11 protein-coding genes, 1 tRNA gene and 1 riboswitch are annotated in these 16822 nt (G+C 62.2%); of the genes, 7 read left to right on the top strand and 5 right to left on the bottom strand.

What is annotated here, in order from left to right; all coding sequences use genetic code 11:
• Positions 1-3 precede the first annotated feature (3 nt).
• Positions 4-1530 carry a PfaD family polyunsaturated fatty acid/polyketide biosynthesis protein gene (locus tag Q0C17_RS04860; protein ID WP_291202184.1) on the bottom strand — a complete coding sequence of 509 codons (1527 nt, stop codon included), beginning with the start codon at positions 1528-1530 and terminating at the stop codon, positions 4-6.
• A gap of 267 nt (positions 1531-1797) precedes the next feature.
• Positions 1798-1987, top strand: a riboswitch (yybP-ykoY riboswitch).
• A 14-nt stretch (positions 1988-2001) separates the two neighbouring features.
• On the opposite strand from Q0C17_RS04860, the gene Q0C17_RS04855 reads away from it, so the two are divergent.
• A complete protein-coding gene (locus Q0C17_RS04855) occupies positions 2002-2574 on the top strand; it encodes a TMEM165/GDT1 family protein (RefSeq protein WP_291202180.1) in 573 nt (190 codons plus the stop codon).
• Here Q0C17_RS04855 and Q0C17_RS04850 read toward each other — a convergent pair.
• A tRNA-Ser gene (locus Q0C17_RS04850) sits at positions 2575-2664 on the bottom strand.
• A 217-nt stretch (positions 2665-2881) separates the two neighbouring features.
• Between Q0C17_RS04850 and Q0C17_RS04845 the strand changes: the two genes are divergently transcribed.
• From Q0C17_RS04845 to Q0C17_RS04820, 6 genes are all read left to right on the top strand, one after another.
• Positions 2882-4123 carry an RlpA-like double-psi beta-barrel domain-containing protein gene (locus Q0C17_RS04845; RefSeq protein WP_291202177.1) on the top strand — a complete coding sequence of 414 codons (1242 nt, stop codon included), beginning with the start codon at positions 2882-2884 and terminating at the stop codon, positions 4121-4123.
• Between the two features lie 112 nt (positions 4124-4235).
• Positions 4236-5429, top strand: a complete 1194-nt coding sequence (locus Q0C17_RS04840; RefSeq protein WP_291202175.1) for a D-alanyl-D-alanine carboxypeptidase family protein — start codon at positions 4236-4238, stop codon at positions 5427-5429.
• Positions 5422-6072, top strand: coding sequence for a dTMP kinase (tmk, locus tag Q0C17_RS04835; protein ID WP_291202173.1), 651 nt, complete (start codon positions 5422-5424; stop codon positions 6070-6072). Before Q0C17_RS04840 ends, tmk begins: the two co-directional genes overlap by 8 nt.
• The gene (locus Q0C17_RS04830) at positions 6069-7004 is read left to right on the top strand and encodes a DNA polymerase III subunit delta' (protein WP_291202170.1); all 936 of its coding nucleotides are present in this window, start codon (positions 6069-6071) and stop codon (positions 7002-7004) included. The genes tmk and Q0C17_RS04830 overlap by 4 nt, the downstream gene beginning before the upstream one ends.
• An 11-nt stretch (positions 7005-7015) precedes the next feature.
• Positions 7016-7789, top strand: a complete 774-nt coding sequence (locus Q0C17_RS04825) for a TatD family hydrolase (protein ID WP_291202167.1) — start codon at positions 7016-7018, stop codon at positions 7787-7789.
• On the top strand, positions 7789-8592 hold the full coding sequence (locus tag Q0C17_RS04820) for an MBL fold metallo-hydrolase (protein ID WP_291202164.1): 804 nt from the start codon (positions 7789-7791) through the stop codon (positions 8590-8592). Before Q0C17_RS04825 ends, Q0C17_RS04820 begins: the two co-directional genes overlap by 1 nt.
• 639 nt (positions 8593-9231) lie before the next feature.
• On the opposite strand, the gene Q0C17_RS04815 is transcribed toward Q0C17_RS04820, so the two are convergent.
• The 3 genes from Q0C17_RS04815 to Q0C17_RS04805 are packed head-to-tail and all read right to left on the bottom strand — an operon-like array spanning position 9232 to position 16822.
• Positions 9232-9990 (bottom strand): HNH endonuclease signature motif containing protein, encoded by a 759-nt coding sequence (locus Q0C17_RS04815; RefSeq protein WP_291202162.1) that lies wholly within the window; start codon positions 9988-9990, stop codon positions 9232-9234.
• 24 nt (positions 9991-10014) lie between these two features.
• On the bottom strand, positions 10015-11985 hold the full coding sequence (locus Q0C17_RS04810) for a DUF2326 domain-containing protein (RefSeq protein ID WP_291202157.1): 1971 nt from the start codon (positions 11983-11985) through the stop codon (positions 10015-10017).
• The gene (locus tag Q0C17_RS04805) at positions 11972-16822 is read right to left on the bottom strand and encodes an N-6 DNA methylase (protein WP_291202154.1); all 4851 of its coding nucleotides are present in this window, start codon (positions 16820-16822) and stop codon (positions 11972-11974) included. Before Q0C17_RS04805 ends, Q0C17_RS04810 begins: the two co-directional genes overlap by 14 nt.

Here is a 16822-nt window from a genome sequence, read left to right as displayed (position 1 = left end):
AGCTTACTCGAACAGGCGTGGTGTATAGGAGAAGTAGTTCGGAGGTACGGCAATTCCCGCCGAGCGCAGTTGGCCTGCGCGGGTGACGCGCACTGCACCCTCCAGAAGGTTCAGCGCAATCTGTCGAACAGTGCGGGCTTCGACCGGCTCGAGCGTCGTTCCGGCGACCCATTCGTTGAACGCGCCCATCGCAGGGCCACACCAGATCTGGTAGTCTGCGGTCCGGCCCGGCGTGCCTTCTCGGGCCCATTGGGCGCCCTGGAACAGGTATCGCCGCGCGACCAGCGCCAGACGCTTGTTGCCATCGGTTTCGGCGCGTGCAGCTTCCGCCGGATTCACGCGCCGGATATAGGCGCTGGTTTCGGCCCAGGCTGCATCGAACGTTTCACCCAGCACGTCGTCAATCCATTTTTTGTCTGCTGCGGCCAGCGAGTCATAGCTCGCGCCGCTCCGATAGAAACCATGCAGCTTCCGGCCCCGCATCGCAAACAATGTTCCCCGTTTGAGGACCTGAACTTCGACGCCCTGTTCGAACATGTCGGCAGCTGGCGCCATGGCGACATCTGCAGGTCCAGCCTTGGCCAGCAGCTTTCGTCCGGCTTCGGAAAGGCCTGACTCCACGGCGCTCTGATTGATGGATCCGGTCAGGACATAGGCGGCGCCCATCTGATAAGCTGCAGCGACGGCGCCCGGCGTCGCGATGCCGCCGGCGAGCCCGATACGAATGGCGCTTTCGTCATAACCGTGCTTCGCCGCAATCCGCGCCCGGGCCGCACTGAGTGAGCTGAACAGGACGGCAGCAGGGCGATTGTCCGTATGGCCGCCCGAGTCGGATTCGGCAGTGATGTCGGCCGCGACCGGCACGGCCGCGGCGAGGTCGGCCTGCGCCTCGGTGATCTTTCCGGCGCTGACGAGTTCGCGCAACATCTTGTGCGGCGCAGGCGCCATGAATGGCTCGGCGACTTCGGCGCGTGATACCTTTGCGAATACATGGTTGCGGCGACGGATGGTGCCGTCGGCTGCGCGCTCGAGACCGAGCGCAGTGAAGCGCACCACATCAGCCGTCAAGCGCATGAAGGCGGAGGCAGAGACACGGTGCACGCCTTCCTTGAGGAAGAGATCCACGATGGCGGCTTCCTGGCCGGGCTCCTGCGGGGAATGGATGAGGTTCGCGCCCCAGGCGGCGTCGCCGGCGCCGACGCCTGCGCGGATTTCGTTGATCCCCGCTTCGATTTCCTTCAGTGGCAGGCCGGCGCTGCCATAGAAGCCTAGGCATCCGGCCTTTACGGCTTCGACAACCATGCGAGGCGTAGCTATGCCGCGGGCCATTTCGCCGACGACATAACTGAAGCGTGCAGGATGCTCGGCGAGAAAGGTGCGGTCGCCCAGCCATTCGGGATAGATCGGCGGAAGTTTCGCCCAGGCGCTACCAGCGGGCGCCCCATCGCCAATGGCGGCGACGGACGGGGCGCCACGATCATCAAACGTGAGCCAGGCTGCTGCACGCGGAGACTCGACGGCTCTTTTCAAGAGATCCCGCACGCGATGTTTGCCCTTCTGGCTCGGCCCGTTCTGAAAGCCGTTCATCTGCGTTCATTAAAAGCGCAAAAGAAAGCCGCTCAACGGAAATTACTTGATTCCGCTTGTTTCAATAGACAGCGACGCAAACGTTCACAACTTGAAATCGTAATCGCGTGGTTAACATCTTCGCGTTGAGCCGAAACCATACTTGGCGGCTATTCAGCTGCTCGGTCCGGCGTTGGACTGAATGCGCTCTTGCCACGGCGCGCGGGCCGACCTAGAGCGGACCTGTCACTGGGGAGTAGCCAGTCGTCCGAAAGGGCGAGCCATTGCGTCAACATGCTCGGTCGAGAGGCCGTGGTGCGATGGAAACGGGAGACCGTTTGGGCGAGACCACTGGCATCTTCTCTTCGCTCAGGGTTGGGCGGCGGGACTGATGTCTGTTGGTTCCTGAACGCCGCCCGACCCGGAGACTGCACCATGGAAGCCCTGTTCACTTCGACGGCCGTCGTCGCGCTCGCCGAGATCGGCGACAAGACGCAACTTCTGGCGATTGTTCTCGCCACGCGATTCAAGAAGCCGCTGCCGATCATTGCCGGCATATTTGTCGCAACCCTCGCCAACCACTTCCTGGCGGCTCTTGTCGGCTCGCAGGTCGCCTCAATCCTCGATGGTCAGTGGTTCCGTTTCCTGATCGCGGCCTCTTTTATCGTGATGGCTGCCTGGACCTTGATCCCGGACAAGCTCGACGATGATCCGGAACCGAAGCCGGCCCGGTTCGGCGCCTTCGTCGCAACCACGATTGCGTTCTTCCTCGTGGAAATGGGCGACAAGACCCAGATCGCCACGATCGCACTCGGCGCCCGCTTTCATGACGTAATTGCTGTCACCGCCGGCACAACTCTCGGGATGCTGCTGGCCAACGTTCCGGCAGTCTTTCTCGGCAACGGACTGCTGAAGTACGTACCGCTCAAGGTGGTGCGGTATGTGGCGGCGGGGCTGTTCCTGGTGATCGGCCTGTGGGTGCTCGGGCAGACGGCAGGCTGGATCTGATGGCGGAGGAGGAGGGATTCGAACCCCCGGAGCCCTTTCGAGCTCAACGGTTTTCAAGACCGCCGCATTAAACCACTCTGCCACTCCTCCGCGGCGACCGCTGTTTGTGGGAAGGCAGGCCGGAAGGCAAGTCCCCCCGGGTCACGCGAAGATGAATCAGGTCTTAACGCTGCGTGCCGGACTTTTTGTTCGGTTTGACCGGGTGGCCACATCTGCATGGTAAACCGATTGCTGAACCGGCCAGAAGGCCACCGGATACGCCCTTACAGGCGGGTGCGGGTTCTCAGAAAGAGGAGATTAGCGGCCCATGCCGTTTGCGCGTACCTGGCCCAAGAGCCAACTGACCGTTGTTGCGTCCGTCGTCGTTCTGGCGGCCGTTGCGCTGCCGGCCTCTGCCGGTCCAAAGGCGCCGATCAAGTACGTATACGAAACGAGCGCGCCGCAGAAACAGGTGAGCCGCGCCACAACGCCGGCAGGGAACGTCGACAAGGCGACCCAGCGGATCGAATTCCGCTATCCGGGATCGCTTGAGGCCGCCGGACGCATTGAGATGGCTTCGGTATCGGTACCGCCGATAGCCTCGCCGGTCGTAGAGACGTCCTACACGGAAGCACCCCAGTTTTCGCCATCGATCCGGAGCTTCGACGCCCGCACAACCGCTGCCGCTCTGGGCACAGCGGGCAGGGCGCCGCTGGTAGAGGCGGTTCCGCTTCAGCCGCTGGTCGAGACCTTCAAACCCGCGCCGGTTGCGGCTGCTCCAGCGGGTAACGTCTTCGAGACTGGCGTTGCAATCATATATGGCGACGAGTTCGCCGGACTGCCGACCGCCAATGGCGAGATCTTCGACCAATCAGCCCTGACAGCGGCCCATCCGTCGCTGCCGCTCCCGAGCGTTGTGCTGGTGTCCAATCCGGCGACCGGCAAGGAAGTTTTCGTGCGCGTCAATGACCGCGGCCCGTTCGAGGAAGGCGCATCGCTCCAGGTGTCGCGGGAAGTTGCGCGCGTCCTCGGCTTCGAATGGGCAGGGAAGGCCGAACTGACCCTGCGTCTCGCCGATGGCAAGACTGCTGCGGCCGTGATCACGCCGCGTGAAGACAGTGTCCCGAAGATCATCGCTGCGTCCTACCAGGCGCCGCAACCGGTTAAAGCCGGCCCGACTGATGAGCTGCTAGGCGGCGACGAACTCGCTGGCGGCACGACCTGGTCGGCTCCGGTCCGGCCCAAACGCACCGAAGTGAAGTGGCCCGAGCCGCCGGCTGAATGGGGCGTCGCCGCCGACGTTAAGCCGGAAGCACGCAAAGTCAGCTCTTCGGCCTCCGGCTCGCACTACGTCCAGCTCGCCTCGTTTTCCGACATCGGGAACGCCGAAACGCTCTACCGCGGCCTCCAGTCGGACCTGCCTGTGGAAATCGTACCGGCCCGGGTGAACGGTACCGATTTCTTCCGGGTTCGCGTCGGTCCGCTGGACAGCCGCGAATCCGCTCAACAGCTCCGTGACCGCCTGAATGCAGAAGGCAAGGGCGACGGACGGGTCGTCACTGCGGAGTAGAATGCCCGCAGTCCGCCCATTGACGCTGACCACAAACCGGCCCCTTTTCCCGTTTATCCGGGAAGAGGGGCCGAATGTGCACGCGGCCGTTTTGGAATAGGGAGACTCTCACGTGAAAATCTGGCGCGGGATCATTTCAGCAATTGCCGTTTTCGGGGTCAGCGCGGGTTTGCCCGCCGCGGCCCAATTGATCGATACACCGGCGGAATATGCCGTGATCATGGACCATGAGACTGGCCAGATCCTGTATTCGAAGCGCGGCGACGAACCGATGACGCCGGCATCGATGACGAAGATGATGACGGCGCTCGTCGTTTTCGAGCTCATCGAGCGGGGCGAAATCTCGCTGACCGACAAGTTCACCGTCAGTGAAGATGCCTGGCGCCGGGGTGGTTTTCCGTCTGGTACGTCCACCATGGGCCTTGTGCCCAAGGACACGCCTACGGTCGAAGAGCTGCTGCATGGCGTGATCACGATGTCAGGCAACGATGCCTGTATCGTTCTCGCCGAAGGCATTTCAGGTTCAGAGGCGGCCTTTTCCGCTCGCATGACCCAGATAGCCCACGAACTCGGCCTGAACTCCGTGAACTTCGTGAACGCGACGGGTCTTGAAGGCGAGGGCCATGTCGTATCCGCGATTGACCTCGCGAAGATCGCCAAGATGACGATCGACAAGTATCCGCAATACTATCCCTGGTATTCGCTGCCGTCCTACACTTGGCGTGAATACACGCAGGCAAACCGCAACCCGTTGCTGGAAGTAGCGGGTGCAGACGGCCTGAAGACGGGCCACCTTGAATCTTCCGGTTACGGACTGACCGCTTCTGCCGTTCGCGACGGCGTGCGCCGTACGATCGTCATCAATGGCCTGCCGACCATGGCGGCGCGCGCGCAGGAGGCCGAACGCTTGATGCGGGTCGCAATCCAGAGTTTTGAGCTCAAGTCTATCGGACCGGAAACGGTCACTCTGCCGGATGTGCCAGTTTGGCTGGGCGAGCAACGCTCCGTCGCGGTCTCGCTGGCGGAACCGGTAAAAGTTGTTGGCCACAAAGCGATGTTCACAAAGGCCAAGGCCGAACTCGTGCTCGACAAGACCATCAAGGCGCCGGTCAAGAAAGGCGATGTCGTCGGCAAGTTCGTCGTCACGCTTGAAGGTCAGGAACCCGTCTCTGCAGCTGTGATTGCCGAAGCGGATGTCAAGAAACTCGGCTTCATCGGCCAGGCCATAGAAGGCATCAGCACACTGATGAAACAGGAAGACAAGGCGCCTGACGCGGAAAAAGAACTGAAGGGCGGGAATGGATAGTCCTGCCCGAGGCCGGTTCATCACGCTGGAAGGCGGTGAGGGCACAGGGAAGTCTACCTTGCAGACCGCCCTGCGCGACCGGCTGGTAGAGCAGGGGGTCGACGTTGTCCTCACCCGCGAGCCTGGGGGAACACCCCGCGCCGAAGCGGTGCGCAACCTCGTGCTGACGCCGCCCGGCGGGCAAGCCTTTTCGCCGCTCGCCGAAGCGTTGCTGATGAATGCTGCCCGCAGCGAGCATCTCGAACTGCTGATCCGCCCGGCGCTTGCCGGCGGCAAATGGGTCATCTGTGACCGCTTCGCGGACTCTACGCGCGTCTATCAGGGCCTCTCGGGACAGGTGCCGGCGAACGTGGTGCGCAACCTCGAGGACCATGTCGTTGGCGACACGAAACCCGATCTCACGCTGATCCTGGATGCTCCGGTCAGCCTCGCCACGGAACGGCGCGCTGCTCGCGCGGGAGCCGCGGACGTGTTTGAGAAACGCGACAGCGCCTTCCACGAATCCGTTCGCCGGGCCTTCGCCTCGATTGCTCAGAGCGAACCGTTGCGGTGCAGGCTGGTCGACGCGAGCCGCACTGCCCCCGAAGTTGCCGACACCGCCTGGGCGCATGTCGCCCGCCTGCTCCCGGTCTCAACACGGTGACCGCTGGCTGGCCCCTGTTCGGCCATGGCGATGCGGAGCGCCGCTTCCTCGATGCGCATGCGCGCACTCGTCTGCACCACGCTTGGCTGATCGAAGGACCGGAAGGTATCGGCAAGTACCGGTTCGCGCTGCGCCTTGCAGGTTTCCTTCTCGGCGCGCGCGGCCCGGCAGATCAGCCGCTCGACGCCGGCAAGACGGATCCCGTCTGGCGGGCGATCGCGGCCGGCAGCCACCCAGACCTTCGCATCCTCCAGCGCGGCCTCAACGACAAGGGCAAGCTGGTCCAGGACATCAGCGTCGACCAGATCCGGGCGCTGACGGACTTCTTCACGATGAAACCGGCTCTCGGCGGTTGGCGAATCGGGATCATCGACGCCATCGACGAGACCAACCGGAACGGCGCCAATGCGCTTCTCAAGACACTCGAAGAGCCGCCGCCGAAATGCGTGCTGTTCCTGATCAATCATGGCCGCGAGCCGATCCTGCCAACCATCCGGTCGCGCTGCCGGGTGCTGCGCCTGTCGGCGCTGACGGATGAAGACTGCCGGAAAGCGCTGGACGCAGCCGGTGCGCCGCCGCAGGCCGCGCGGATTGCGAAGGGCAGGCCGGGGAAGGGCATCCGGCTGTCTTCGGCGCCTGCCCTTGCCGCCGTTGAGGCCGCCCGGGCCCTGCTCCGGTCTGCCCCCACTTTCCCCGACAAGCTGGCCATGACCGCCCTCGCCGCAGCCGCCGTTGACGACGCGTCCATGGAGGCTTTCCGGGCCGAACTGCTGGATTGGCTCGCTGACCGCGCCGAGACCCAGCCGGCCGCCGCCAAAGTGTGGCTGAAACAGGCACGCCTCGCCGGCGACGCCGAACAATTGAACATGGATGCCGCCCAGGTCGCCACGAAACTGGTCGCGGGGCTTTATGAATTGGCGCAGCCCGTCTAAACGCCGTCCAGATGTTTGATACCCACGTGAACCTGCATGGCGAAGCCTTCGCCAACGATCTGGACGAGGTGCTGGGGCGTGCGCGCGCCGCCGGCGTGCAGCGCTTCCTCGCCATCTGCGACCGCTATGATAACTTCCCGGCAGTCAAAGCCATCGCTGAAGCGCAGCGCGACATCTGGTGCTCCGTTGGCGTCCATCCGCACCACGCCAAAGACTTCACCGGCCTGATGGCTGAGACGCTGATCACTGAAGCCGAGCACCCGAAGGTCGTGGCGATCGGCGAGACCGGGCTCGACTTCCACTACGGCTACAGCGCCGAGGCCGACCAGGTGCGCAGCCTGCGCGAACACGTCCGCGCCGCGCGCGCGACCGGACTACCGCTGATCCTTCACACCCGCGAGGCCGACAGCCTGATGGCGGACATCCTTGAGGATGAATACGCGATTGGCCCGTTCCGGCCGCTGCTGCATTGCTACACCGGCGGTGAGGAGCTCTGCCGCCGCGCGCTGGCACTCGGATCGTATGTCTCCGTGTCCGGCATCCTGTCCTTCAAGAGCGCAAAGGACGTGCGCGCGGTGATCGCCGGCGTGCCGCTCGAGCGCATCATCCTGGAAACCGATTGCCCATACCTTGCGCCAATGCCGATGCGCGGGCGCCGCAACGAGCCTTCCTACCTCGTGCACGTCGCCGAGGCGCTCGGCGCGCTGATGGGCGTCGATACTGACACAGTGAAGCGCGCAACGACGGAGAATGCTGTGCGGCTGTTCTCTAAGGTAGCTGCCTGATGGCGCGGGCGCGTTTGGTCCTGCTGGGAACCGGCTCATCCGGCGGCGTACCGCGCGTCGGCGGCGACTGGGGCTCATGCGATCCGGATGAGCCGAAAAACCGCCGCACGCGCTGCAGCGCGCTGATCGAGCGATCGAACGATGAGGGCGCGGCGACGCGCATCCTGATCGACACGTCGCCGGACCTGCGCGAGCAGCTGCTGACGGCCGGCACCACCCATCTCGATGCTGTTGTCTACACGCACGACCACGCCGACCAGGCGCACGGAATCGATGATGTTCGCGCGCTTGCTATCCGCCAGCGCGCACAGATTCCGGTCTATTTCGATGCGGCGACCGGCGAACGTCTGGAGCGGCGATTCGACTATATCTTCCGCGGCGCAGGCGGGTATCCGGCAATCATGGCGGTGCAGCCGGTGATCGTTCCGCTGAAGCCCTTCGAAATTGTAGGCCGTGGCGGGCCTGTGGAAATCCTGCCCATCGACATGGAACACGGCCGTATTCGATGCATGGGCTTCCGCATGGGCAACTTGGCCTACTGCAACGACGTCAACGGTCTGCCACCAGACTCGATGGACGCATTGAGGGGCCTCGACACACTGATTATCGACGCCTTGCGTTACGCGCCACATCCATCGCATGCGCACCTCGAGTTAACGCTGGCCTGGATCGCCGAGCTCAAACCGCGCCGGGCTATCCTGACCAATCTGCATGTCGACATGGACTACCAGACGCTGGTCCGGGATCTTCCTGACGGGGTGGAGCCGGCCTATGACGGCATGGAAATCGCGTTTGAAGTGTAGGGACGCGTGAGGGGAGTGCGCCCTGAGGGGGCCGCAGCGCCTGAAACCCATACCGTATACGGACGCAGCCAGGTTACCCGATCACCGATTTCCCATAATATTGATTATGCGAATGATGGGTCTCTATAGGTGGCGCAGCCACTTATCGACGCTTATGGACTGATTTGCGTCCCCGGCAATGCGCTCACAAAGCGCATGCGACCACGACCTTGCCAGCGAGATGCTGGCGGCTGTGCCTCAGATCATGCCCGCCCGAATTCATGCGGGCTTAACCTTCGAGCGCGCCCCCTTCCCTGCATCGCGCACCCGCCAGGCAAGCTCATTCCCACTCGGTTATTTCCTATCGACACATCGCGTTGATTTCATTCATTAAAATAATTTCCTCAGACTTCTATACCGTCATGCACACCGTCAGAAAACGCCGCTCTTGAAAGCATTGGGTTTTTTGACCAGATCTCTGAGAAGCACCTTCCGCCATCTATCGCCAAGCCCGGCCAGGAAGCCCGCGCAAGGCCACTCAAATCGACCCCGCCGATTCCCCGCCCGATACGCCGGGGTTAGTGGCGACCTGTGAACTGTACCGTCACGGCCGCCCCACCGCCACATGAGCCGCGCGCGCTGCCTCTTCGAAACAACCCGCTACCCAGACGCTTGCAACCGCTCGCGATGACGGGCCAGCCTCCGCCGATGTTCGTCGTTAAGCGAGATCGGCGAGCACCAGCGCAATTCGCTCCGTGCAGGTTCGCTCAGGGCTGGCGAGAGTTCTGGTTTGCCCTCGTCGTCGAAGGTTACAAGCGCGCGGTCGAAGGCGGCATCCCATAGGGCCGACAGAAGGAGTCCGTTGTGCACATCAAGCCGCTCGGCATCACTTTCGCAGTCCGCCCATGGGACGATGTGCGAGGCGCGCAGAAGGGCCGCATCGGAGATACCAGTAAGGGGGCAGCGTCCCTGCCAGTAATCCATCAGACGCGCCCGAAATATGTCCTGGCCGATCCTCTGCACTACAAGCCGTTCGGCCTCGGTTGTTCGGGGCAGATCTGAGACGCAACGCTCAAACTCCCGTAGCGGTGCATCAGGCAGGCTGACACTCAATTCATATACGCGACGCAGCACCGCGTAGAGTGCTCCTAGAGCCTCGAAACAATAACGAGCGTGGCCGGGACCGGGAACGTCGGCGGCGGGTAAACCCAGTTCTTGGATGACACCAAAATGGTCGAGGGCGAGAAACCACGGCCCTGACGGTGTTGTAGCAGCAACAAAAATTGAGCCCCTAGCGGTGGTCGAGCCGAAAGCCGCCCAACCCGCTTCTTCCCCGAGAACGCGACGGAAGCCATTCTGCGACGCGACCTTCTGACACTCCTCGCGGACAACGAACGATTGAGGCGATTCGATTGTCATAGTTTCGGTCGCCTCCTTTGAGAATCAGATGTCCATTCCAAACAGACGCATCTCCGCCGGCGTCGAGCTCATTCGAAGTCTTATATGATTGTCGCCCTGTAGCTCGGGCGGGGGAGCGGTAGTGGTCGTAACGATGTACTGGAAGCATGGTGTTTCCACCTCTTTCTCCCATTGATGCACAAGGCTGAAGAGGCGGGCGTAGAGCTGCCCATCCAAGTCCGCCTCACGCGGACTGTCGTGAATGAGGAAGGCTGGCAGGTCGGCTTTCTCCTCAATAGCCATGTGCAAAGCGGCAAGGTCGAAGGCCACAATCTTGAGGGAGTCCAAGGCGGCGGTTGATACCTCACCTCGTCCCGAGAATTCGGCATCAACTTTCAGGCCGTGGCCATCCAGCTTGATGGTGCCTTCCACTCCGTCGGGGAGCCAGGCGGCCATGATCCCTTGGTATCTCTCCTCAAGCGTCCTGATGGCTGCCCGCGCCCGCGAGCGCCCCGACTCCAACTGTGCGCGAACTGCTTCCAGCGCCGCAGTCCCCGGGGGTGTTGGTTTAGCGGCTGCTTCGGCTGCGCGCAGCGACCGCGCATCATCGAGTATTCGCCTCGATCGATAGATGCGGTCTTGGACCTCCTTCGCAGCCACCTGCGCGGCGCGGCTAGCAGTGTCAGCGGCTTTGGCCTCCGCCTCAAGTGCTTGCCGCCGAGGACCGAGCTGCTGAATCTGGGCTTCGACGCCTTTGGCCGCCTGTTCTGCACCGTTCGCCTCTGCGTCCAGCTCGGCGGCCCTCTTCTGCTTCTCAGCAATTGCGACCTTCAGCGCAGACAGGTCACATGCTTCGAGTGAAATGCCGCACCCCTTCGCCTTAACCTCATCTATGCTGACTCTACAGACGGGGCAGACCCGGATCCGTCCCTGAGTGATATCGATCTCGCCCAAGGTCGCTTCGGAACGGTAACGCCCGGCTTCGTCTCGCTTGAAGCGCGCCTCGTTTTCGAACTGCTGTTGTTTCGCAACGAATACTCCGCGCTCCTCATTGAGTGCATACAGACGCCCGAAGATCGAACTGACGTCGGGCGGCTTCGGCAGATCGGTTCGCATGGCGTCCGCCAATGCCCTCTCTGCCAACGAGACCAAGCCTTTCTGGTCAATGGTATCGTCGAAACCAACTTCATCGCCCACGCCCAATGCTAGCCTCACGGCTTTCAGACCATCGGCATACCGCTGCTGCTGATAAGCTTGGCGTCGCCGTTCATCCTCGACAGCAGCCACGAGGTCTCGCTCGCGGCCGGCCGCCGCGCGCTCTTCCGCGTCGAGAGCGCGCAAAGCGAGGCGCACCATCGTCAGCTTAGCTGTTTCGCCCAGCACTTGTGCGCGTGAACGGGTTTGCGTCTGTGATGACCGCCACGCCAGAATGTCGGCAAGACGGCACTCCTGATCGCGCGTCAACCAAGCACGAAGGACATCCCAGACTTGGTCATGGCTGACATCAGGCGGCGTGACTCCTGCGATCGTCGGGAAAAAGGTGTCGATCAAGACAGGGTCAATGAATGTTTGATCCCCGTCGAGACGGCCGCGCGCGATAGCCTCCTCTATTGACTCTGCTCGAGTGGCGAACTCCCCGCCCAGAAATCCTAACGGGCGGACAATTACCCAGCATGCGCCATCGATTAGAACTTCCGCCGCTATCACGCCGTTCGGCAGCCTTGCCATGATCCGTGATCGCTGGGGATCGGTCGCATAGGCGGGCTCCCCCAGACAAGCTCGAAGCAAACGGCAGAAGGTTGTCTTGCCGCTGCCATGGGCCAAGGCGCGGTTGCCGCTGCTCGACATATCTGGCGTCCAGATGATGTTGAGGCCGGGTTTCAACGACACGTCGCGGATGATGGTCTGTGGGTCCTTGAAGACGGCTAGCCGACGAAACCAAAGCCGAGGCCCGACGCGGCCCTCCGGCGCCATCGGCGGGTGCATCGTTGGGGCAAACAGTTCAGGCTGCGCCATGCCCAAACCTCGCCCAGACCACATTGTCCTCCTGCGCAACAGCCGCGGTTAGGCTCCTGACGTCAAGGCTTCGAATTGCGCGAATTACAAAGGCGGCGCGCTGAGCATCGGCGGAAACGGCTTGTAGCCCCGCCGAATTAAAATGCTGCCCCCGTGCCCATGCTCCATCGGCGCGTTCCTCCAATTGGCCCGAGGTAAGCAGCGTCTCGAACATCGATCGCCACGCTGCATTGATAGCTGGGCTCAGCCGTACTGCGCCTTGTGCAGGCTGCGCGTCGGGGCCGGCGAGCCTGATCCACTGATTCCGGTCGCTAGCCGACAACAGAGGCGTGAGCAGTGCCGGTTCCGCAAGGCTGGCGATTACGAAGCGGGCGCGGGCGCCATCGTTCGCCTGATCCATCTGCCAGAGCGCGTATTGCGCCGCGTAGCGAAGACGGTCTCGCGGCTGCACGGTTGCCGGCCAAGCCCAGGCGCCATCTGCCAAGTCCTCGAGACGCGGCAATACGACGGAGGCTGGAAGCACATCGGATAGCTGATCGGCCTCAGTCCGTTTCCACGCCGCCAACACCAGACGCTCGGTGCGGTATTCGCCAAACTGGCGGGTTTCCTTTTCCTTCAGTCCCCTGAATGTTTCTGACGGGTAGCCGGAGCCTTTGACCTTCTCCGGGTCGAGCACATAACGCAGCTCTTCCTCGGTGAGACCATATTTTTTAGCAAAGAAGGCGTCGAGTTCCGCGCGTATTTGGGGGCGGCGATCCTCGTTCCACACGAAGGGCTGACCGGAATATCCCAAGTCCTCCGCCCAAGGTTTCATGGCGTGACTCGTGTAGGTAAGCTCCAGCACCCGCGGGGTGATGAACCCGAGATCCTCGTGGGAGAAGGCGGAAGGAGGAAGGACCGGAAGTTGTTGGGCGATGAAGAAGTTGAGATGAGTGCCACCGACCTTGTGACGGGCCGAAAAATCGAACGTCAGAGAAGTAAGCATGCCAACGAAAGCTGCTGCATGCTTTCCATCGACTTGAGGTCCAGGATACCAAATGGGTAGATTATTGCCGACGCCGGCTTTCGGGAATACTCCGCCAACGACCGTCCGCTCGTTCGTGGCGTTAGTGATATCCCGCCAGCCCATGAGCCAGCGCGGCTGCTTAGCTGCGATAAGGCGCTCGGCAAGCACCAGCGGATCTTTTGGCTCGTCGCCGAGGCGAGCAAGATCATCCGCCGACAGCGGCGTTTCGCGTTGCATCTCTGCGCCGCCCGCAACTGTCTTGGGATCGAGCAAGAAGCGTTCTGGCGCCACCTTCAGCGTGCCGCGCCAATCATGCGCGCGGCCAAGGAGGTGGAACAGATCGGTTTCCCGCGCGGGGCGTTCCTCGATCGCATAAATGGCGCCGGCAATCCAAGTGGCAAGCGCCTTGAGCACACCTGCATATGCGCTTTCCCCTAGATCAGAACTTGCCTTGCGGCGTCCCTTTCCGCCTTCGCCGCGCGCCTGTTTAACGGCACTTTTCAGCGCCGCAGGAACGCGGGCGGCACGCAGGACGACTTCTTCCTCCGGCACCCAATAGCGGGGCGAAGGCTCGAAATTTAATTCTTGTTTCTCGACAACGGTGCAATCGCGCGCGCCTTCCTCATCTTCGCTCGCATCCGGACTATAGGTGGCCCAGCGATGATCGAAGTGATGGATCATCTTGGCTTCATAGAGCGGCACCCGGCGCTCAACGCCAGCAGGCGTTTCCCGAATCCAGTTCGCCCCGTCGGGTTGCCAGCCCTCGGACTCCATCTGTGCTGGCGTGCGGAAGAAGCCTGAGTCGCCGGACATGTGGAACATAGTTTGGAAATTAATGCCCCAAGGGTTGATGTCGCCTCCCGACTCGGTGGGCCGCGCTTCGATCAGCACAGGGCCACGAAGATAAATCTTTGCAGTCAATTCCGCGTCGGTGCGGGTCCGGAAGACCGGCACGGTCTTGGTATTTGGATTAACCGCGGCGATTTCTGTCGGCGACAAACTAAAATGTCGCCTCTCATCGGCAAAGTCTTCGGCTGTACGGGAGAAGAAGCTGAAGGAAATCGCGGCCGGGCCGGCACCCGGCGCTGCCAATGTTACCAATGAAAATTTGAAGCGCGCGTGACCAATACGGTCGAAGAAGCCCCGACCAGTCTGGAAATCATGCAAACTGACCAAGCGGCGTTCATCCACCTGCGCGGCGAAAAAGCTAGCTGTGGTGGAGTCCGTCGCGATGGCAGTTGGCACAATGATGCCTGCCCGACCACGCGGCCCGACCAGGCGCGAGAACATCTCCGCGAAGAGTGCATAGGTATTGACGTCACCTCGGCCGGTGAGCGGATAGCGGCCAGACGAGCGAGCAAACTCGCTTGCTGCTTCCGCTGCGCGCTTGGCGAAGACGAAGTCTCTCCAAAGTCGGCCATCCGCAACGTCGGGGTCAGCGCTCTCCAGCAAGCCGATCAGTTTCTGGCGCTCTGCCTTGTTGGGCGCGCTCGCGATCGCCGGCGATCGCGCGGCAAAGAACTCCTGCTCCTGGAGCTTAATGCGCTCCCACGGCGGGTTGCCGATGACGACATCGAAGCCGCCATCTCGTTCCATGATCTCGGGAAACTCGATGAACCAGTGAAAGGCGTTCACCTTCTCGGCAGTCAGCTTTGCACCTTGGCGCAAATGCTCGGCGGGCGCTTGGCCGCCCGCCGCCTGCCATACGTGTTCGGTGAGCGGCATGGCGTCCGTGCCCGTGGCGCCGGCCGCTTTCGGCGTGAAGAACGCCGCCATGTAGAAGTTCGCCGAGATATAGAGATCGCTTGCTGTCTTCAGACGCCGCCAATCGTCTGAGGCACGCATGTCCTCGAAATCTCGCGCCTTCGCCTCGACGCTCGCCAGATCATCTTGCGCCATTTCCTTCAACTTGTGATCTCGCTCGGCCAGGATTTCAGGCGGCGACCAGCTCTTGAAGAGCTGCGGATGACCTTTCGCCCGATCTCGCTGTTCCTTGTTAAGGCGAGCGTACCGGCGAGAGAGTTCCTTGTCGTCGCCGGTCAGCGGCTTGTAGGCCTCGTCAGGCAATCCTTCCCTCAACATCGCGCGGCTAAAGACGCCGATCAGGCTATCGCCACAGCGGATCTGCGCGTCGAAGAAGGCGAGCGGACGGCCCGGCTCCAGCGCTTCAATCCAAAGCGCTACCTTAGTCAGTTCGACCGCCATAGGATTGCGGTCCACGCCATAGAGACAGCGGCAGGCAACTTCGCGCAACGCATGGCGGAAGTCGGCTGCCGAAGGAATTCCCCCCGCGCGATGCCGGGCGACACGACTGGCGATGCGCCGCGCCGCTGCGAGCAAGAAATGTCCCGAACCGCAGGCGGGGTCGACGACGGTGAGCTTCAATAGCGCCTCGGCGGGATCAGCAGCCTGAGCTTCCCGCTCATTCAGAACCGGATCGAGCGTGGTATCGAGCAAGAGCTGCACCAGGCTGTCCGGAGTGTAGTAAGAGCCAGTTGTCTTGCGTTGGTTGCCCTTCTGCTCTGCGGCTTCAGATGCGAAAACCAGCGTCTTGCCATCGTCGCCTAGTTGCGGCTGGAGCTCGAGCAGGGATTCATAGACAGAGCCCAGTTCCTCGGTCTCCATCGCGCGCCAGTTCACCGGGACGATCCCGGTTTTGTCGGAGAGCCAGGAAAGGCGGTAGAGTGCCTCCATGAAGGCGCGGTTACGCAGGCGAGCCCCTTCGAGACGCGGCAATATACCGGCGCTGAAAAGACCGCCCAGGGCCGGCAGACCGAGCGCCTCCTGGCCGTGAGCAAGGGCATGGAAGACGACCTTGACGCCCTCGTATCGGTCGTGGTGTTTGTCCCAGGTGGCTGCCCGAGCGCATTGCGCGCGCAACGCGGCGAGGCTGTAGCCCTCAGCATAGAGCTTTCGGGCAATCGCCTTCGCACCCTCTGGGTGAAGCAGGTTCCGGTCCTCGGCTACCATCAGGAAAATCAGACGATAGACGAGACGCAGAAGCTCGTTGAACCATTCGGTCAGATTGACTTCGCCGGATTTCAAGCTGGCGGCGAGGTCGGGATTAGCTTCGAGAAAGCCCGAGCCGAGAACCTTGAGCGCAGTTTCGACCTGGTCTGCCAGCCGGTCGCGGACCACCTCGCCTTCACGTGAGCCAGCTTCACGCCAGCGTTCGAGGATGCAGTCTGTTACACCGGTGTCGGCGATGCCGAACCGGGTCCGATGGATCAACGACCAGAGAACGGCGAAAGAGGCCGCGTCCTCATTTGTGAATATTTGGGCAAGGTCGGCTTCAACGTATGCCGGCCGGGTCAACGAGGCATTGTCGCGCATAAGGCGGATCACTGTCCCGTTCGTCACCAAGCCCCACAGCGCGTGATCGCTGTCGTTGAGATAGTCCTGAAGCGCGAAAGCCGCGGAGCGCGAACGGTCGTTGGAGAGCGTCGGGCTACGCCTATCGAGCTTTTCGTCGGAAGGCGGTACGACGACGATAGGAACCCGGCCGCCGGCAAGGAAAGAGACAACTCCGTCGGTTGGAGCCAGATCGTCGAAGCCCAAAGTTTCTTTGAGGAAATCACGCACGAAGCGACGAGTCGCTTCGACGGAGGGGTTTTCAAACTTTGCGAACCCGTCGAAATGGGACTGGCCAACGCGGAAGGCGGTCGAGATCTCCTCTCGGATCGTTAGTCCCTTTCGGATCCGGTAGTCTTCCTCCGTCTGCTCGGATGCTTGTCTGCGATCGATGCTCGCGACCATCGCCGGCGCGACGAGGTTGCCCTCGAGCGTCAGTGAGGGCCAGGCGGACACATCTGTGATGGGCTTGCGGGCCAT

The sequence above is a fragment of the Hyphomonas sp. genome, assembly GCF_022844445.1.
In the GTDB taxonomy this organism is placed as follows: domain Bacteria; phylum Pseudomonadota; class Alphaproteobacteria; order Caulobacterales; family Hyphomonadaceae; genus Hyphomonas.
The sequence above is the reverse complement of the archived record's forward strand: the minus strand, read 5'-3'. Positions and strand labels throughout refer to the sequence as shown.